At 70.7% G+C, this 18,067-nt stretch carries 12 protein-coding genes; 6 read left to right on the forward strand and 6 right to left on the reverse strand.

The window, feature by feature from the left end; translation table 11 throughout:
* Positions 1-5 precede the first annotated feature (5 nt).
* Complete coding sequence (locus N0B34_RS00900) at positions 6-1,478, reverse strand: hypothetical protein (protein ID WP_263729296.1); 1,473 nt, start codon at positions 1,476-1,478, stop codon at positions 6-8.
* A 1,381-nt stretch (positions 1,479-2,859) separates the two neighbouring features.
* Between N0B34_RS00900 and N0B34_RS00905 the strand changes: the two genes are divergently transcribed.
* Positions 2,860-4,173, forward strand: a complete 1,314-nt coding sequence (locus N0B34_RS00905; protein ID WP_263729297.1) for a glycosyltransferase — start codon at positions 2,860-2,862, stop codon at positions 4,171-4,173.
* Here N0B34_RS00905 and N0B34_RS00910 read toward each other — a convergent pair.
* From N0B34_RS00910 to N0B34_RS00925, 4 genes are read right to left on the reverse strand one after another with little or no spacing between them, the layout of a single operon-like run.
* The gene (locus N0B34_RS00910) at positions 4,129-5,295 is read right to left on the reverse strand and encodes an acyltransferase family protein (RefSeq protein ID WP_263729298.1); all 1,167 of its coding nucleotides are present in this window, start codon (positions 5,293-5,295) and stop codon (positions 4,129-4,131) included. The genes N0B34_RS00905 and N0B34_RS00910 overlap by 45 nt on opposite strands.
* Positions 5,292-7,781, reverse strand: a complete 2,490-nt coding sequence (locus N0B34_RS00915) for a glycosyltransferase (RefSeq protein WP_263729300.1) — start codon at positions 7,779-7,781, stop codon at positions 5,292-5,294. The genes N0B34_RS00910 and N0B34_RS00915 overlap by 4 nt, the downstream gene beginning before the upstream one ends.
* A complete protein-coding gene (locus N0B34_RS00920; protein WP_263729301.1) occupies positions 7,781-8,761 on the reverse strand; it encodes a GDP-mannose 4,6-dehydratase in 981 nt (326 codons plus the stop codon). Before N0B34_RS00920 ends, N0B34_RS00915 begins: the two co-directional genes overlap by 1 nt.
* Entirely contained in the window at positions 8,758-9,744 is a 987-nt protein-coding gene (locus N0B34_RS00925; protein ID WP_263729303.1) for a GDP-mannose 4,6-dehydratase, read from the reverse strand. Before N0B34_RS00925 ends, N0B34_RS00920 begins: the two co-directional genes overlap by 4 nt.
* A gap of 129 nt (positions 9,745-9,873) precedes the next feature.
* Between N0B34_RS00925 and N0B34_RS00930 the strand changes: the two genes are divergently transcribed.
* Genes N0B34_RS00930 through N0B34_RS00940 form a run of 3 tightly spaced genes read left to right on the forward strand, consistent with a single transcriptional unit; the run spans position 9,874 to position 13,782 of the window.
* Entirely contained in the window at positions 9,874-10,782 is a 909-nt protein-coding gene (locus tag N0B34_RS00930) for an FkbM family methyltransferase (protein ID WP_263729304.1), read from the forward strand.
* Positions 10,783-10,786: 4 nt separating this feature from the next.
* Positions 10,787-12,307, forward strand: coding sequence for a glycosyltransferase family 4 protein (locus tag N0B34_RS00935; RefSeq protein WP_263729305.1), 1,521 nt, complete (start codon positions 10,787-10,789; stop codon positions 12,305-12,307).
* Positions 12,304-13,782, forward strand: coding sequence for a glycosyltransferase family 4 protein (locus N0B34_RS00940; RefSeq protein ID WP_263729306.1), 1,479 nt, complete (start codon positions 12,304-12,306; stop codon positions 13,780-13,782). Before N0B34_RS00935 ends, N0B34_RS00940 begins: the two co-directional genes overlap by 4 nt.
* Before the next feature lie 64 nt (positions 13,783-13,846).
* Here N0B34_RS00940 and N0B34_RS00945 read toward each other — a convergent pair whose 3' ends face one another.
* A complete protein-coding gene (locus tag N0B34_RS00945) occupies positions 13,847-15,775 on the reverse strand; it encodes a DUF4214 domain-containing protein (RefSeq protein WP_263729307.1) in 1,929 nt (642 codons plus the stop codon).
* 150 nt (positions 15,776-15,925) lie between these two features.
* On the opposite strand from N0B34_RS00945, the gene N0B34_RS00950 reads away from it, so the two are divergent.
* Entirely contained in the window at positions 15,926-16,846 is a 921-nt protein-coding gene (locus N0B34_RS00950) for an ABC transporter permease (RefSeq protein ID WP_263729308.1), read from the forward strand.
* Positions 16,846-18,051 (forward strand): ABC transporter ATP-binding protein, encoded by a 1,206-nt coding sequence (locus tag N0B34_RS00955; protein WP_263729309.1) that lies wholly within the window; start codon positions 16,846-16,848, stop codon positions 18,049-18,051. Before N0B34_RS00950 ends, N0B34_RS00955 begins: the two co-directional genes overlap by 1 nt.
* The last annotated feature ends 16 nt before the right edge of the window (positions 18,052-18,067 follow it).

The following is an 18,067-nucleotide window of genomic DNA, read 5'->3' on the forward strand; positions in this document are numbered from 1 at the left end:
GACCATCACTGCCGCGCGTTCGCAAGTGCGAATGCGTTCCACGCTCCGCCGAGGCCGCTGGCCACGGGCGGGCCAAGGAGTTCCGTGAAGTGCTTCCGGGCAGCCTCGACGTCCGCAGCCGCGAACCCCCGATAGTCGACGTGCACGGCGCAGAATCCGGCCTTTACGAGTTGCTGGACGCCAGCACGGTCGAGGGGATCCGGGACAGATCGTTGCCAGTTGTCGGCGGCCGACCACTTCATCGCACCGAATGACCACGATTTCTCCGGATTAGTCAGTGCCGGCCACAGGTGCTCATAACCGCCCAGCCCGTTCAGCGGCGGCTCTTCCGGGTATGACATGCGAGGAAGCTCAAGGACCCCGCAACGTTGGGGAATCGTTGAGTTCAGAGCGGTGGCGTACTCACGTCCCGCCGCCGCGATCGCTATGGAAGGCGCGGCAGACTCCCGGAACCACGAGCGCTGAGGCAGCACGGTGTCGAACACCACGAGAAGGAGAACAACGGCCGCTGCGACCCAAGCCCATGGACCGCGCCCGGGCCACCTCAGCGCCCGCCACGCGAGGCCCGCGCCGACGGTCAGAAGGGTGAAGATCACCGGGGTCAGACGATCCCACCCACGCAACTGAGGACTCACCGCGGCAGCGAACAGGAAGTTCAACCCCCACGGCACGAAGAACAGGACGGACACCGCCAGGAGCCACGTGACGAGGGAGCCCGATACCCGGCTCAGGTCAGTGACCCTACGCGTCCGCCGCCTTCCGACGACGACAACCGCGACAAGGCACAGCAGAAGTGCACCAAATGTGAAGACCGACCCAAAATCTGCGTCCCAGATCACACCGGAAGTTGGTGCTTTCTCGCCCGCCGCAACCATACCGTGGACCCACGAATTGACCGGCGCCCAGCCTGGGATCATCGACTCAGGTGCCGGGAGGATCGCGTAGGCAAGGACCCCGCTGAAGATCACAGACTCGACTGGAAGGCGGCCGGCGACTGCCTGACTCGTCGGATGCGAGTGGACGAAGAGCAGGGCTGGCGCCAACAGCGCGCCCGTGACGAAACCCACCGCCGCTGCAGGTAGCAGTTCGGCGAGGGCGTGCCGCCAGGAGAGGCCCCTAGCAAAGCGGAACGCCACCGCGGACGCGACGAGAGCGACCGCGAAGGCTGCGTAGTAGATGCCACTGCCAGCAATCAAGACCACCACGCCACCGAGCGCGGCAACCTTAGGCCACCGGTGGCGGGACCTCCACATGCGTTCGAGGCCACCGGATCCGATCCACAGTGCAAGACCCACCGCGAGGACCGCGGAGTACATCGATCCCAGATAGACGTGCCACAACCGCTTCCAGTGGTAGGGCACAGCCATGAGACCCCAAGAGCCGGCAATAGCCATCGGCCCGCTGAGGTGGGCAACCCGGAGGACCCAGTACGCCACGACTGCCGTCACGGGGAATGACAGTGCGTACATCACGTTCACGCCGGCGAAAGGATTCCCGGACAGATGCGTAATCAGGCCGGCGACTGCATCTTGGAATACGTCGGCAGTTGGATAGTAACGAAGATCCATCCCGATCGGAAAACCAAGATGAGAATTACCAAAGGGAGTTCCAGCAGACCAGAGCTGCGCCGTGGCGTAGGAAGGCAGGAGGTCACCTCCGCCGAGTGGTCCGGCGATAAGTGATCGCCCACCACCAAATCCAAGCAGGAAGAGGACGGCACCACCGAACCCGGCGAGTGCCGTCTCGCTCAGAGCAGCCCAGAGCTGACGCCGTCGGTGGTCGGCCACTCTCGCGGTCCAGCGCCGGAGCACCGGCGCCGCACCACCTGAGTGGCCTGGAACCCGCGCTGTTGACCGGTTCGACAGCCCCGACGCGTCCGCGGAAGCATCCGTGTGCTCCGGGCTTGTTCTGGCACGCATTGCTCTCCCGACCCCCTTCGGCCCGCAGAAGGCCGCCCAAAGAGTACCCGGCACGAATCGAACGCGGGCTCCCAGGTACTCTCGGTTCATTCCCACGAGAGGCTGGAGGGACGTGGACGCGCCCCATCTTGTGATCGCAAGCACGCACCGTACGCGTGCACTGGCCCGTGAGTCCGTCCGAACTGCTCTCGCGGGCGGACACCGGGTCACGGTGGTCGACCTGGATGGTTCCTACGTCCCAGTCGCTCGGGAGGAGCTGTCGAGTCCCGGCGCCGTAGGCCTCTCGCCGCGCATGGTCCATCTCCAGTGCGCTGGGAGTGACAGCCTGGAGCTTCAATCAGTGATCGTGGACCACGTCCGGCGCGCCCTGAGCCTCGGCGCATCGGGCCCGGCGTCTCGCGAGCTCAGACCCGGAATGCTCCTGCACAGACTCAGCGCACAGAACGACTGGACCGTTCTCGACGGCCGCGTGCTTTCCCAGGCGCGATTGGTCGTTGTGACGGACGATGGAACGCTAATTGTTGACGGTAGGGAGGTAGACGCGGTCGATTTGTCTGGACTCGACGCGGAACGCCCCTGGCTGTACGACGCGCGCGCGCACACGCCGACCGCACTCCTGAGTCGGCATCCTGCGTTTGCCGCCTTCGTCGCCGACGTAGCCGCGCGGGTTCGCGCTGACGAGGCCCAACTCGGCTCGCGAGGACCGGACTGGGACATGTCCGTGACAAGCCTGGAGCTCCCACTCGACGAACCGCTTCGGCAGCTGTACCGCGGTGCACTGGCCTCCGAAGCGTCCACCGCTGTCCCTGACCCATACGACGCCGGGGACGTCGACGCGCTGCGGAGCTGGCTCACGGAGACCGCAGAGCCTGGCCGTCCCCCGCGCTACCTCGACGCGATTCTCGCCACACGGCCAGACCTTCAGGATGCGTTTCCCCGCGTGCCCGGTGCCGACACGGCCGCCTACCTGGACTGGGTCGCCACCCACGCCGCAGCAGAGGGCTATCCCGCCGAGATCGTCGACGAGGCGCTCCGACGCACCCCCGAGCTCCGTCGCCCGGCTCCGGCCCTGCACCGCGCACCCGGCGTCACCGTGGTCGGCTACCTGACAGCGGAGCTCGGCATCGGGGAGTCGGCGCGGCGCATGGTCGACGCCCTCGCCGCCGCGGGCGTGCCGCACGCGGAGCGACCGATCGACCTGCACCTGGCCAGCCGCCACGCAGCAGCGCCGGTCGTCCCGGACGGGCCCGTCTACGACACCACGTTGTTCTGCGTGAACGCGGACCTCACGCCGGCTGTGGCCGCGACCGTCCCCGAGCTGGTGCGGCGCAGCTATCGCGTCGGCATGTGGTACTGGGAGGTCGAGGAGTTCCCCGTCTCCCAGCACGGCGGTTTCGCAGCCGTCGACGAGGTCTGGGTGGCCACCGACTTCGTCCACCGCGCCATCGCGCCGCACTCGCCGGTGCCCGTCAGGACGCTGACCCCACCTCTGCCGCAGCGCGGGCCGGAGCCGCGGCTGACCAAGGCGGACCTCGGCCTGCCCGACCGCCCGGTGTTCCTGTTCTCCTTCGACTACCTGTCGACGGCCGAACGCAAGAACCCGGTGGGCCTGGTCGACGCCTTCGAGCGGGCCTTCGAGCCGGACGAGGGCCCGGTGCTGGTGATCAAGTCCATCAACGCCGACAAGCGCGTCGCGGATGCGGAGCGCCTCCGCCTCCGTGCGGCGTCCCGTCCGGACGTCCTGCTGCTCGAGGACTACCTCGACGCGGACGCGCGTGACGCCCTCGTCGCGCGGTGCGACTGCTACGTGTCCCTGCATCGCAGCGAGGGTCTGGGCCTCACGATGGCCGAGGCGATGGCCTGGGGGAAGCCGGTCATCGCCACCGCCTACTCCGGCAACCTGCAGTTCATGACCGAGGAGAACAGCTTCCTGGTGCCCTGGTCGCCCGTCGCCATCCCGGCCGACGCGCCGCCGTACCCGCAGGGAGCCGTCTGGGCCGACCCGGACCTGGATGCAGCGGCGGCGTTCATGCGTCTCGTGGTCGACTCCCCGGACGTCGCCGCCGCTCGGGGCGCCCGCGCTGCCCAGGACATCGCCACGCTGCACAACGCCGAGGTCGCCGGACGGCGGATCTCCGCGCGCTTGGTCGAGCTGGAGGTTTCTCGGCGATCGCGGTCGAGGCGCTCGCTGGTGCGCGCGGCACGACGGTCAGCTCGTGCCGCCCTCGATGCCTTCCGCGACGAGCTCCGGTGATCGGACCGGGGCGTCGGGGGTCGCGCTGAGGCGCCGCGCCCATCGGCGGCCGAGCCGGTGCGTGGGCACCTCGACCGTGACGTGCAGCAGCCATGCCGCGCCGAGCACGACGACGGTCGCCGCGAGCACGGCCAGCCCTGCGGGAGTGCCGTGGTGCACGAGCACCGAGATGAGGGCGTAGCCGAGCACCGGGTGGACCACGTAGAGCGGGTAGCTCACGTCGGCGAGGCGCCCCAGGGTGCGGTTGGGTCGCCAGGTGTCGCCGAGGACGACGAGGGCGCAGAACAGACCGATCGCCCCGAGGAACGTGAGCCGGTATCCCACGGTGGTCGGCAGGACGTGCGAGGTGCTCAGCAGCAGCAGGTGCGTGGCCGCGAGAAGGACGACCACCAGCCATGCGACGCCACGGCCGACGGCGGCGCGGCGCGCCCCGGACAGCACTGCGCCGATCAGCATCACCGGAAGGAAGGGCAGCGCCAGCAGCAGGATGTAGGTGGCGCCGCCCGCGGCCGAGCCGGCGATGACGTGGGGCGCGGGGACCAGCAGCTGGACGAGCACGCAGCCGACGGCCACCGCCGCGGGCGCGACCCAACCCCGCGCCAGGCGCCGGTAGGCGATCAGACAGATCCCGTAGAACACCAGCTCGATGATCAAGGTCCATACGATGCCGTCGCCCGGCGCCTGCACTCCTGTCGCGAGGGCCAGTCCGGGGACCATGCCCGCGAGCACGCCGGCCACGGACAGCTCATGGGCGGGATCACCCATCAACCGCACCACCAGCACCGTCACCGCGAACCCGGCGGCGTACGTCGGCAACACCCTCAGCAGCCGGCCGACGATGAAGCCACGACGGCTGTAGCGCTCCAGGCTGATGGCGATCACGAACCCGCTGAGCAGGAAGAACAGGGCCACACCGAAGCCCCCGAGGTCGACTCCCGAGCGCTCGACGAGCCGTGGGAGCAGCGGGGCGCCCGTGTCTGCGGCGTACAGCGCCGGACGCCGGGCGAGCGACGCCGCCACGTCCTGGCGTACCCAGAACACCACGCCGAAGTGGAACAGGAGAACCGAGGCCGCTGCGACACCGCGCAGGGCGTTCGCCCACTCGACGCGGCGCGCGCTCACTGCCCGCGCAGCAGGCGCCGCACGCGCCCACCCGCTCGCCGGGTGACCTCACGGACACCGCCCGCCCGCAGGTAGCCGCGTGCGAGCGCCAGGTCCGAGCGGACCGACGGCTTGGGCCCGATGCGCCGGCGTGAGCGGGACGGCTGCTGGGGTGCTCCGGGTACGGCGAGGTCGGCCGCGCGTCGTGGGAACCGGCAGAACGCGACCAGCGGCTCCAGGGCGCGCGACCACACGAACTCACCGGCCACCGCCCGGACCGCTGCTGCGGCCGCCGAGCCGGCGTGCTCGTCGAACAGCATCTCCTCGAGCGCCGCCTCGAGCGCCTCGACGTCCTGCTCAGGGACCGCTCGGCCCAGCCCTCGCTCCCGGATCAGCTCCCCGAACGTGTCGCCGTCCGTGGCGACGATCGGCAGGCCGGCCCACAGGTAGTCGAGGATGCGCGTGCGGAAGCTGTAAGCCGTCTCCACGTGCGCGAAGTGGGTCGAGACCCCGAGGTCCGCGTCGAGCAGGTAGTCCGCCCGCTCGTCGTACGGGACCCAGCCGTCGTTGAAGAAGACGTGCCGGCCGGTGAGGCCCAGCCGGTCCGCCAGCTGGCGCGTCTCCCAGGCGATGCGCATGTCCGGCACCCCCGGGTTCGGGTGCTTGGTGCCGAGGAAGAAGAGCCGCACCTCGTCGTGGCGGTCCTTCAGCCGGTCGACCGCCCGAACGAGCGTCAGCGGGTCGAACCAGTTGTAGATCCCGCCGCCCCAGACGATCACCTTGTCGTCGGGCCCGATGCCGGGCACGGCGCCCTTGATCGCGTGGCGGCGCTGCACGGGCGCCTGGTCGCCGATTCCGAACGGCACCACCGCGATCAGGTTGTCCAGCGACGCGTCCTCGTCGTACACCGCGGGGTTGACGCGCCCCTGACCGGCCAGCTGGCCGAGCCAGAAGTCCCGCTGCTTGGGCGAGGCGCACATGAGGAAGTCCGCACGGCGCAGCTGCTCGTTCAGTGCGTGGGTGGTCACCGCGAGGGCGTTGCGCCGGCCCTCCGGGCCCAGGTCCTTGGCCTGCTCGAGCTGCTCCAGGTGCATCGGGTCGTACACGTCCGCGACGATCACCTTGCTGCTGTCCTTGAGCCACGGCGCGGTCTCCAGCAGGAAGCCCTGGAAGATCACGACGTCCGCCCAGTCCGTCGGCTCGCGCAGGCCGGTGCCGGCGGCGTACTCGACGGAGAACGTGCTGCTGCTCCGGTGGGCTCCGGCTGTGGAGACGAGCCGCACGTCGTGCTCGCCGGCGAGCGCCGTGGCGATCTCCCAGGCGCGGATCGCCGGGCCGGCCATCCGGTCCCCGAGCGGCTCGCCGGTCACCACCAGGATGCGGTGCCGAGCGGCGAGGTGCTCGCCGATGCCGAACGCCTCGACCAGCGCGTCGTGCGCCGCCAGGTAGCTCGGCATGCCGTACGCCGGCTCCAGCGACTCCCGGAACAGCGGGAAGAGCTCGCGGTCGCTGCGCCGCCGGCGCGCCTGCAGGTCGCGGCGCGTCGCCATCAGCCCCGGGAGCTGGTCGACCAGGTAGTCGATGGCGTACGGGCCGGTCAGCGCCATCTTGGGGACCTCGATGGTCCCGACGTCGTCCCCGCCTGGCGAGCGCTGCAGGTCCAGCGCCGACGCGTCCACGCCGGTCCGCGCGATCGAGCGCCGCACGGCCAGCGCGAGCGCGGCAGGCAGCGTGCGGGCCAGGGTCTCGTCGTCGTAGTTCTTCACCATCGACAGCAGCGCGTTGCGCTCGAGCAGGTAGCTCTCGCGGAAGTTGCCGAACTTCTTCATCGTCACGTGGTGCTTGTGGTACGCCACCGACCCCGGCACGTACCGGACGCGGTGGCCCAGCAGGTTCAGCCGCCAGCCGAGGTCCACGTCCTCGTAGAACATGAAGAAGCGCTCGTCGAACCCGCCCACCTCGCGGTAGAGCTCGGCACGCACGAACATCGCGGCGCCGGTACCGAACAGCACGTCCTTGGGGACGTCCCACTCGCCGGTGTCCGGCTTCTCGACCTCGCGCTTGTACCCCATGCCGAACCAGGTCAGCGAGCCGTCGACGTAGTCGATCAGCGTGCCCTCCCAGTCGAGCACCTTGGAGGCGACGGACCCGATCGTCGGGTCCTCCTCGAACGCCCGTACCGCAGCCGAGACCCACTGCGGGTCCGGGCGCGCATCGTTGTTGAGGAACGCGACGTACTCACCCGTGGCGTGCGCGACCCCGAGGTTGCACCCGCCGGCGAAGCCGGTGTTGGACCCGGCATCGATCACCGTCGCCGCGGGGACGGCCGCCCGGATCCGGTCCGACTCCCCCGTACCGGAGTCGTTGTCCACCACCAGCAGCTCGATCCGGTCCGCGGGCCAGTCGAGCCGCTGCAGCTCGCGCAGGCACGTGATGGTGTCCTCGGCGCCGTGGTAGTTCACCAGGATCACCGACACGACGCCGGGCCTGACGACGGGCTCGGACATCAGCGGTCCTGCAGCAGCTCGACGTCGTGGTCGACCATCTGCGCCACCAGCTCGGCGAACCCGACCGTCGGCTGCCATCCCAGCTCGCGCCGGACCTTCCCGGCGTCGCCCACCATCAGGGGCGTGTCCACCGGCCGTAGGAGCTCCGGGTCCACCTCCACGTGCCGCCGCCAGTCGTCCCCGACGCCCGCCCGCCGCAGTGCGGTCTCGGCGAACTCCGCCACCGTGTGGGTCTCCCCCGTCGCGATGACGAAGTCCTCCGCGGTGGCGTGCCGGGCCGCCCGGACCATCGCGTCGACGTAGTCGGGCGCCCAGCCCCAGTCGCGGCGGGCGTCGAGGTTGCCGAGCTGGATGGTGCCGTGCCCGTCACGCCCGATCCGCGCCGCCGCGGCAGTGATCTTGCGCGTCACGAACGTCGGCGGCCGGCGGGGTGACTCGTGGTTGAACAGGATGCAGCTGGTCGCGTGCAGGCCCTTGCCCCGGTACACCGTCACCATGTGGTGCGCGAACGCCTTGGCGGCGCCGTAGGGCGACACCGGTCGCACCGGTGTCGTCTCGTCCTGCGGGAACGTCGACGCCTCGCCGAAGATCTCCGAGCTCGAGGCCTGGACGAAGGACACCCGCCGGCCGCTCCGCTCCTGCACCGCCAGGGCGCCCTGGAGCATGACGGCGGCCGCGACGCCGGTCAGCTCGGCCGTGGTCACGGGGTGCTCCCACGAGAACGCCACCGAGCTCACGCCCGCGAGGTTGTACACCTCGTCCGGCTCCACCTCCTCGACCAGGGCGCGCAGGCCCGCGTGGTCGGCGAGGTCGCCGGGGTGGAGGACGGCCTCGGGGTGGGTCCGGGCGAACTCGGCCGCGAGCGCGTCCTCGTGGTGCACCAGTCCGTGCACCTCGACGCCGTCGGCGAGCAACAGCTCGGCGAGGTAGCCGCCGTCCTGCCCGGTGATGCCGGTGACCAGGGCGCGACGGGCGCTCATCCAGCCATCAGCCCCCGCTGCTCCTCCAGGTCGTTGTCGACCATCATCGCGACGAGCTGCGGGAAGTCGACCTTGCGCTCCCACCCGAGCTTCTCGTGCGCCTTGGTCGGGTCGCCGATCAGCAGCTCGACCTCGGCCGGACGCATGAACCGCGGGTCCTGCTTGACGTACGGCGCCCAGTCCTCGATGCCGACGTGCGCGAAGGCCCGGTCCAGGAAGTCGCGGATCGAGTGGGTCTCCCCCGTGGCGACGACGTACTCGTCCCCCTCCGGCTGCTGCAGCATGCGCCACATCGCCTCGACGTAGTCGCCGGCGTAGCCCCAGTCACGCTTGGCGTCGAGGTTGCCGAGCGTGACGTAGTCCTGCAGACCGAGCTTGATCCGCGCGACGGCCATCGAGATCTTGCGGGTGACGAACTCCGGGCCGCGGCGCGGCGACTCGTGGTTGAACAGGATGCCGCTGGAGGCGTGCATGCCGTACGACTCGCGGTAGTTGATCGTCATGTAGTGGCCGAACACCTTGGCGACGCCATACGGCGAGCGCGGCCACAGCAGCGTGGTCTCGCGCTGCGGGACCTCCTGGACCTTGCCGAACATCTCCGAGCTCGACGCCTGGTAGAAGCGGACCTTCGACACGTCGTCGTGCGCGTAGAGCCGCACCGCCTCGAGGATGTTGAGCACACCCTTGCCCGTCACGTCCGCCGTGAGGTGCGCGTTCTCCCACGAGTAGGCGACGAAGGAGATCGCACCGAGGTTGTAGACCTCGTCCGGCTGGGCCGTCTCGAGCGCCCGCAGCAGGGAGGAGAAGTCCATCAGGTCACCGGTGAGCAGCTTCACACCCGGGACGGTCTGCTCCACGAGCTCGCGCTTGGGGTTGTTCTGGCCACGGATGAGCCCGTAGACCTCGTACCCCTTCGACAGCAGGAGCTCGGACAGGTAGAGGCCGTCCTGGCCGGTGATTCCGGTGATGAGTGCGCGGGGCATGGTTCCTCTGATCCGACGGTCGGCAGTCACGTCGCACCCTATCGTGCGGGTGCCTCGCCCCCGTCCGTCGACGGGCCCCCCGCCGTCCGCCCGACGAGCGCTGCGGAGCAGGTCCCCTATGCTCGTCCGGTGCCTGACACGGTCTTCCTCTCCTATGCCCAGAACGGCGAGGACGTGGTGCTCTGGCGGGCGCTGCAGCACGTCACGGCCGGTCGCTACGTCGAGGTCGGGGCCAACCACCCGACCGAGATGTCGGTGACCAAGGCCTTCTACGACGCCGGCTGGTCCGGCATCACCGTCGAGCCGGTGCCCGTGTTCGCGGCGCTGCACCGCGAGGAGCGGCCCCGCGACACCCTGGTGGAGGCGGCCATCACGGACTCCGACGCCGCGACGATCACGCTGCACGAGATCCCCGGAACGGGGCTGTCGACCCTCGTCGACGCCGTGAGCGACTCGCACCAGGAGAACGGCTGGAGCCACCGCGACATCGAGGTCGCGGCCCGTCGTCTGGACGACGTCCTCGCCGAGCACCTGGCGCCCGAGGACCCCATCCACTTCCTCCTCATCGACGTCGAGGGTGCCGAGCGCTCCGTCCTCCACAGCCTCGACCTGCGGCGCTGGCGTCCGTGGGTGCTCGTCGTCGAGGCCACCAACCCGTTGAGCCCCGAGCCGAGCCACATGGCGTGGGAGGAGACGGTGCTCGCCGCCGACTACCGGCTGTGCCTGTTCGACGGGCTCTCCCGCTTCTACGTGGCGGCGGAGCACGCCGAGCTGGCGCCGGCCCTCTCGTACCCCGCGTGCCCGCACGACGCCTACGACACGAGGGTGGCGCGCGACGCGCGCGAGGAGCGCCGCGAGCTGCTCGACGAGGTGCTCCGCTGGCGCGCGCTCGCGCTCGAGGGCTGGGCGCGCCGAGAGACGCCGCCGTCCACCGAGGAGGCCGACCGCCTCCGCGCCGAGCTGGCCGCGATGAGGGCGACCATCTCGTGGCGGGTGACTGCACCGCTGCGCTCCGTCCGCGCTCGTACGCGGGGCTGATCGCGTGCCCTTCTCTCGTACGACCGACCGCTCCCTCACGGACGCGGCGGCCGAGCAGCAGCGCCTCTCCTGCCTCGCGCAGCGGCTGCGCTCCGCCGCCGAGGTGCTCCTGCCGGCTGTCCCCACCCCCGACCCGGACGCGGCTCGCGACGCTGCGCAGCTGCTGCCGCTGCTGGCACGCCACGTGCGCACCGCGGGTGCGGCCGACCTCTGGCTGGTGCTGACGGCCGTGGTCGGCGCCTACCCCACACCGCAGGACCAGGCGTGGGCGCGCCGTGCGATCGACTTCGCGGCCGACCGCACCGACGTCGAGCTGCTCCTGCTGGAGCACGCGCGCGACGTCACCGGGAGCCGGGCGCTCCAGCCGATGGAGATGGACGTCGTGCGCGACGCCGTGGTCGTCGAGGCCGACTTCTCGGCGCGCAACGACAAGCAGACGGGGATCCAGCGGGTGACCCGTCGGGTCAGCTCGCTGTGGTCGCAGGTGCACCCGATCGTGCTCGTCGCCTGGACGGACGAGCACGCCGGCCACCGTCGGCTCACGGAGCGGGAGGCGCACCGGGTGCTCCGGCACGGCGAGCCGTGGACCGGCGCCGCTGCCGAGCCGACCGCCACGGCTCGCCTCTGCGTGCCGTGGCACTGCACGCTGGTGCTCGCCGAGGTGCCGCCGTCGGCCGGTGCGGTGCCGCTCTCCGCGCTGGCGGAGTCGTCGGGCAACGCCGTCGTCGCGATCGGGTACGACGCGATCCCGGTCACCAGCATCGACATGCGGCCGCTCGCGGACGCCACCACGTTCGTCAGGTACCTCAGCATGCTCAAGCACGCCCGTCGGATCGCGGCCATCAGCGTCTCGTCCGCCGCGGAGTTCCAGGGTTTCGCCTCCGCGCTCGCGGCGCAGGGGATCCCCGGGCCGGACGTCGTCGAGGTCAGCCTCGCCACCGAGGTGATCGGTCGGCCGTCGACCGCCACCGACGGTCGTCCCGTGGTGCTGTGCCTCGGCAGCCACGAACCGCACAAGAACCACCTGGCGGTGCTGCACGTGGCCGAGGCGCTCTGGCGCGACGGCCTCGACTTCGAGCTCCACTTCGTCGGCGGCCCGGGCTGGGACGTCAGGGCGTACGACGCGACGGTCGAGCGGCTGCTGCGGGAAGGCCGCCCGCTGGTTGACCACGGCGTCCTGCCGGACGAGGAGATGTGGTCGCTGACGGCCTCCGCGACGGTCACCGTCTTCCCGTCGCTGCACGAGGGCTTCGGCCTCCCGGTGGCTGAGTCGCTGTCCTGCGGCACCCCGGTGATCACCACCGACTACGGCTCGACGCAGGAGATCGCCTCCGCGGCGGGCGGCTGCCTGCTGGTGGACCCCCGTGACGACGTGGCCCTGGAGTCGGCACTGCGCCGGGTGCTCACCGAACCGGACCTGCTCGAACGGCTGCGCGCAGAGGCGCGCCAGTACACGCCGAAGTCGTGGGCGAGCTACGCGGCCGAGCTGTGGGACGCGCTCGTCGACGAGGGAGCAGAACGATGACGATCCTCACCCGGACACTCCGGCGGGCTCGCACCGCCGGTGCCGCGCCGGCCCGGATGGCCCTCCTCGCCAGCACCCTGGAGGGCCGCCGGGTGGAGGCGGACGAGGCGCCGGCGGTGGTCGAGTCCCATCTGACCAGCCCGCGGGACGACGTCGTCTGGCTCGCCCTGGCAGTCCTGTCCGGCGTGCTGCCGACCGCCCAGCAGGTGGTGGCGACGCGCCGCACCGCTCGGTTCGACGGGCCCTCGGCCGTGCTCGCCGCCGCTGCCGAGCTGGAGCGGCCCGAGGACCGAGCCGCGATCGTCGAGGTGGTGAGCGGCCCGGTCGTGGACATCGAGCACCTGGCCCGGACGTCGCTCGGGACCGGGATCCAGCGGGTCACCCGCGAGACGTTGCGACGCTGGACCGCAGAGCACGAGGTGCATGCCGCCGGTTGGCACCTCGACCACCGAGCCATGCGTCCCCTGACGCCGGCCGAGCTCGCCCGCGCCCTGGGCGGCGCCCCTGCGAAGTCGCGGTCGTCCGTCCCCCACCCGACACGGGAGCGGCGCGTCCTCGTCCCGTGGCAGAGCACGTACCTCCTGCCCGAGGTGGTGCTGGAAGAGGGGCGGACCCGCCGCATGGAGGCGCTCCTGCGGTTCTCGCGCTCCCGTGGAGCGGCGATCGGGTTCGACACCGTACCGATCACCTCGGGCGAGACGGCCGCGGACGACGTCCCGCCCCGGTTCGCGCTGGAGCTCGCCGCGCTGCGGCACGCCGACCGGATCGCCACGATCTCGGCTGCGGCGGCGTGCGAGTACGAGGGCTGGCGCACGATGGTCCGCAGCATGGGGCTGCCCGGACCCGAGATCCGCGAGGTCGCCCTGGCCGTCGAGGCGGTCGCCCCCGATCCGGAGGCGCTCGCGGAGGCGGGTGCGCGCTACTGCGTGCCGACGCTCCCCATGGTGCTGTGCGTCGGCAGCCACGAGCCCCGCAAGAACCACCTGGCCGTGCTGCACGCCGCCGAGCGGCTCTGGCGCGACGGGGTCGAGTTCTCCCTGGTCTTCGTCGGCGGCAACGCGTGGAAGAGCGAGGGGTTCTCCCGACGGCTCGCAGAGCTCGCCGCCGCCGGTCGGCCCGTGGAGTCGGTGCTGGGGATCTCCGACCGGCTGCTCTGGGCGCTCTACGCGCTCGCACGGTGCACGGTCTTCCCGTCCCTCAACGAAGGGTTCGGGCTTCCTGTGGCGGAGTCCCTGGCCAGCGGGACACCGGTGGTCACGTCGAGCTTCGGCAGCATGCTCGAGATCGCGGAGGGCGGCGGTGCGCTCACTGTGGACCCGCGCGACGACGCCGCCCTGGCGGCCGCGATGCGGGCTCTGCTGACCGACGACGTGCTGCACCACGAGCTCACGGTGCAGGCGCGGGGCCGCACGAGCCGGACGTGGGACCAGTACGCCGCCGAGACCTGGGACTACCTGGTCGCGACCAACAGGTGAGGCCCTGGACCGCCCCGAGCGGGCAGGTCCAGAGCCTCTCCCCGTACGGTCAGGCCCCCTCCTGTCAGGACGGGTAGCGCACCTGCGCGCGGTTCCAGTACTCGATGCTGCCGCCGATGAAGCCCGGCACCTGGAAGTCGCCGGCGCCGTTCATGTAGGGCAGCCAGGTCGAGGCTCCGGTCGGGTCGAGGTGGCGGCCGAGGTACTGGACGTAGTAGGCGTCGAGCCGGTGCAGGCCCGCCTCGCTCGACTTGGCGATGCCCGTCACTGTGCGCACCCGACCCTGCGTGAGCGCGACCTGCGTCCACTGGGCCGCCTCGGACGGTGCCGCGGGGCGACCGAGGATCGAGGCGTACATCGCGCTGACCCAGGTTGCCGTGTCCCCGCCGCCCAGCACGTTGAGCGACTCCTGCGACGCGTAGATGCCGATCTGCAGGTCAGAGACCCCGGCACCCCGCTCCAGGTACCCCACCCAGTTGTTCAGACCGTCCGTCTCCGGCTCACGACCGAGCGCCGCGCGGTACTGGGCGCTCACGAGCGTCACCAGCCGCTCCTTGGAGTAGACGATCCCGTTGGCCACCGCCTGGCCGTTGCCGGTGGACTGCACCGTGGCCGTCCAGCCGGCGAGGCCTGTCGGGTCCGGTGCCCGGCCGAGAACGTCCTGGTAGAGCGCCTGCACCACGGCCTGTGCCTGACCAGGGGTCACCCCGGTCACCGCAAACCAGTCCGACCTGAAGGTGCTCGTCCCCATCGCGTTGCGGAAGCCCGTGCCGCTGTACAGGTGGCTGGCACCGCTGCCGTCCACCACCTGCACCTGCAGCACCCGTCCGCCGAGGTCACCGAGCCCGTTGCGCTGGGTCACGTTGATCGCGCTGACGCCGGAGATGCCCAGCCGCGCGGCGATGTCGGTCGCGCTGATGCTCGTGGACCAGTTGTGGTACGGGTTGGAGGAGACCGCGTCGCCGAGGTCCTCGACCGCCGGGAAGGTGCCGGGAACCGTCCAGCCGCCGGTCGAGGAGCTGAACTCGGTCCGGGCGATGCGGCCGCCCGCCATCATCACCTGGCCGGAGGTGTTCGCGACGGCGACCTCCGAGCGAGGGTCCTCGATGATCGTGAGGTTGCCCGCCACCACCGAGCTGGGTCCGTCCACCGATGCTCGGGTCGTCCCCATGAACACCTGGCACGACGTCGTGTCGCAGATGACTCCGGGCGCGGAGCCCGGCGTCGTCCCCGCCAGCGCGTAGCTGCGTGCGGCCACCGCCTGCGCCATGAGCGCCTGCATGCCCTTGCCACCGCCGAGGTCACCCCACGACGCAGGCGACTCGCGCGGGACGACCCCGCGGACGTAGTCCTCCACGCCGAGGACGTTGTAGGTCCGAGGACCGCCTGCGCCACCCGCCGCGACGAGCACCCCGCGGTACCCGTAGGAGACGCCGCTCTCGCAGGTGCGGACCAGGTGCGGGCTCGTCTGGTCCGGCGTGCTGATCACCGCGCTGCCGCCGCTGCCGCTGGCGAACGGCGTCCAGCTGGCCGGCGAGCAGCTGCTGGCGCTGGCCGCCGTGTAGTTCCCGGACGAGTCGAACGAGACCTGGAGGTAGGCGTAACCGGTGGACGGATCGGCCGGGACGGCGACGCCGTTCACCGACAGGCCGTAGCCCTGGACGACGGTGGTCCTGCCGTCGAAGCGGGACAGGTCGACGGTGATCAGGGGGTTCTGACCAGTCGCGGTCAGTGCCGTGCCGCCGTAGTAGTGGCCGACGATGTCCTGGTAGCCCCAGCCGTAGTTCAGCGCGTAGCCGAGCGCGCCGTACTGGCCCATGCCCCGGCCGTGCCCGTAGCCGTGCCCGGTGAAGCCATAGGTGCCGATGGGGCTGGTCACCGTCGGGAGCACGGTGGTCGACGTGGCCTGGGCGGAACTCACGGCACTCGCCACGAGCAGCGTCGCCGCCGCGAGAGCGACGACGGGTCGGGCGAGGACGTACCTGGCGGACATCGAGATCCTCTCGGGAACGGCGTGTACTCTCCATCGTCGCATCGGGGGCCGACCTTGAGAACGCCCCCGCCCTGATCGGCGAGCCGTCGGGACAGGTACTGTGTGGGGGCAGTCGTCGGCGGGGCCGACAGGACGGACGTGTGGGAGCCGATGACCATCGAGAGCCAGTCGCGCGCGGAAAGGCTCGCGGCGGAGCCGATGCGGCCTGCCGGGCCCCGCCCCGGTTTCGTCACCGGCACATGGCGCTCCGTGGTCGACCTCAATGCGCACCGGGAGCTCCTGGACCTGCTGATCCGGCGTGAGCTCAAGGCCCGCTACAAGGACAGCGTCCTCGGGTTCTTCTGGAGCCTGGCGAAGCCACTGGCGATGCTGCTCGTCTACTACATCGCGATCGGGAAGTTCCTCGGCGCGGAGCAGGTGCCCGGACGCCCGGGAGGCATCCCCGGCTTCGCGATCTTCATCTTCTCCGGCCTGACCGCCTGGCAGCTGTTCAGCGACATCGTCGTCGGCGGCACCGGGTCGATCGTGGCGAACTCGGGCCTGGTCAAGAAGGTCTACGTCCCCCGTGAGGTCTACCCGCTCAGCGTCGTGGGCGCGGCTCTGTTCAACTTCGCGATCCAGATGGTGATCCTGCTCGGCGCCACTGTGCTCATGGACGAGTTCCCGACCGGACCGCGCTGGGGGTACTTCTTCCTCGCGCTCGCGGTGCTGGTCGTGTGGTCCACCGCGGTCGGCCTGCTGCTCGCGGCGGTCAACGTGTACCTGCGGGACGTCCAGTACCTGATCGAGATCCTCATCATGATCCTGATGTGGGCCTCGCCGATCCTCTACGCGTGGAAGTTCGTCGGCGCCCACATCAAGGGAGTGCTGCTGGACCTCTACCTGTCCAACCCGATGACGCTCGTGGTGCTGGGCTTCCAGAAGTCGTTGTGGGTGGCCGGGTCGGACGAGCCCTACCCCGCCAACCTCGGCAAGATGCTCGCAGTGGCACTTGCCGTGTCCGTCCTGGCCCTGTGGATCTGTCAGCGGGTCTTCGCGCGGCTGCAGAGCAACTTCGCGCAGGAGCTGTGATGTCCACACCCGTCATCGAGATCAGCGACGTCTCCAAGCGGTTCGTCATCCGCAAGGAGAAGTCCCTCAAGGAACGGCTGGTCAACTTCGGCCGGTCGAACCTCCACAAGGACGACTTCTGGGCCCTCCGGGACGTCAACGTCACGATCGGTTCCGGGAGCACCGTCGGCCTGATCGGTCCCAACGGCTCCGGCAAGTCGACGCTTCTGAAGCTGATCGGCGGGATCATCCAGCCCAACACCGGCTCGGTCCAGCTGCGAGGGCGCCTCGCCGCTCTCCTCGAGCTCGGCGCGGGCTTCCACCCCGATCTGACGGGCCGCGAGAACGTCTACCTCAACGCGTCCATCCTCGGCATCTCGCGGGCGCAGACCGACCGGTACTTCGACGCCATCGTCGACTTCTCCGGCATCGAGCCGTTCATCGACACGCAGGTCAAGTTCTACTCGTCCGGCATGTACGTGCGGCTGGCCTTCTCCGTCGCCGTCCACGTCGACCCGGACATCCTGCTGGTCGACGAGGTCCTCGCCGTGGGCGACGAGCCGTTCCAACGCAAGTGCATGGAGCGCATCCGCGGCTTCCAGCACGAGGGTCGGACGATCGTCCTGGTGACGCACTCCCTCGACCAGGTCGCAGACCTCTGCGATCGTGCCCTCGTGCTGGAGCACGGACGCGTTGTCGCCGACGGTGAGCCGCAGCAGGCGCTACGGGTGCTGCGTGCGGACTTCGAGTCCACGCGGCAGAACGAGATCGAGCGCGCGCAGGCCCGCGCCACGGCAGCCTCGGCTCCGGCACCGCCCGCAGCGCGCATCGCGTGGGCCGCCGTCGTCGACGACAACTCCGGGGAGCCGGTCTCCACCATTCGCTCCCGGGACTCGATCCGGGTGCGGGTCGGTGTGGAGCCCGAGCGGTCGCTCAGCGACTGGGTGCTCGGCGTCGGCGTCCAGACCGCCATGGGGACCACCGTCTTCGGCACCAACACCCAGCTCCTCGGGGTCGACACGCCACCGTTGGAGGGGCCCGCCACGTTCGACTTCCGGCTGCCCGACCTCAACCTCGGCGAGGGCCTCTACACGGTCCGCGCCGACCTGGTGGGGACGGACGGGCACGAGATCCACCGCGTCCTCGAGGCGACGAGTCTCCAGGTGCAGGGCGACGGGCGCAGCCAGGGTCCTCTCGCGGTCGAGTCGACCTTCCAGCCCGCCTGACGCGCGCGGCCCGCGA

The sequence above is a fragment of the Cellulomonas sp. SG140 genome (assembly GCF_025770785.1).
Taxonomy (GTDB): domain Bacteria; phylum Actinomycetota; class Actinomycetes; order Actinomycetales; family Cellulomonadaceae; genus Cellulomonas.

Bases quoted from the DNA above. Each gene is read 5' to 3' on its own strand.
- N0B34_RS00945 (WP_263729307.1), bottom strand. From the start codon at position 15,775: ATGTCCGCCAGGTACGTCCTCGCCCGACCCGTCGTCGCTCTCGCGGCG.
- N0B34_RS00915 (WP_263729300.1), bottom strand. From the start codon at position 7,781: ATGTCCGAGCCCGTCGTCAGGCCCGGCGTCGTGTCGGTGATCCTGGTG.
- N0B34_RS00950 (WP_263729308.1), top strand. From the start codon at position 15,926: ATGACCATCGAGAGCCAGTCGCGCGCGGAAAGGCTCGCGGCGGAGCCG.
- N0B34_RS00925 (WP_263729303.1), bottom strand. From the start codon at position 9,744: ATGCCCCGCGCACTCATCACCGGAATCACCGGCCAGGACGGCCTCTAC.
- N0B34_RS00955 (WP_263729309.1), top strand. From the start codon at position 16,846: ATGTCCACACCCGTCATCGAGATCAGCGACGTCTCCAAGCGGTTCGTC.
- N0B34_RS00940 (WP_263729306.1), top strand. From the start codon at position 12,304: ATGACGATCCTCACCCGGACACTCCGGCGGGCTCGCACCGCCGGTGCC.
- N0B34_RS00920 (WP_263729301.1), bottom strand. From the start codon at position 8,761: ATGAGCGCCCGTCGCGCCCTGGTCACCGGCATCACCGGGCAGGACGGC.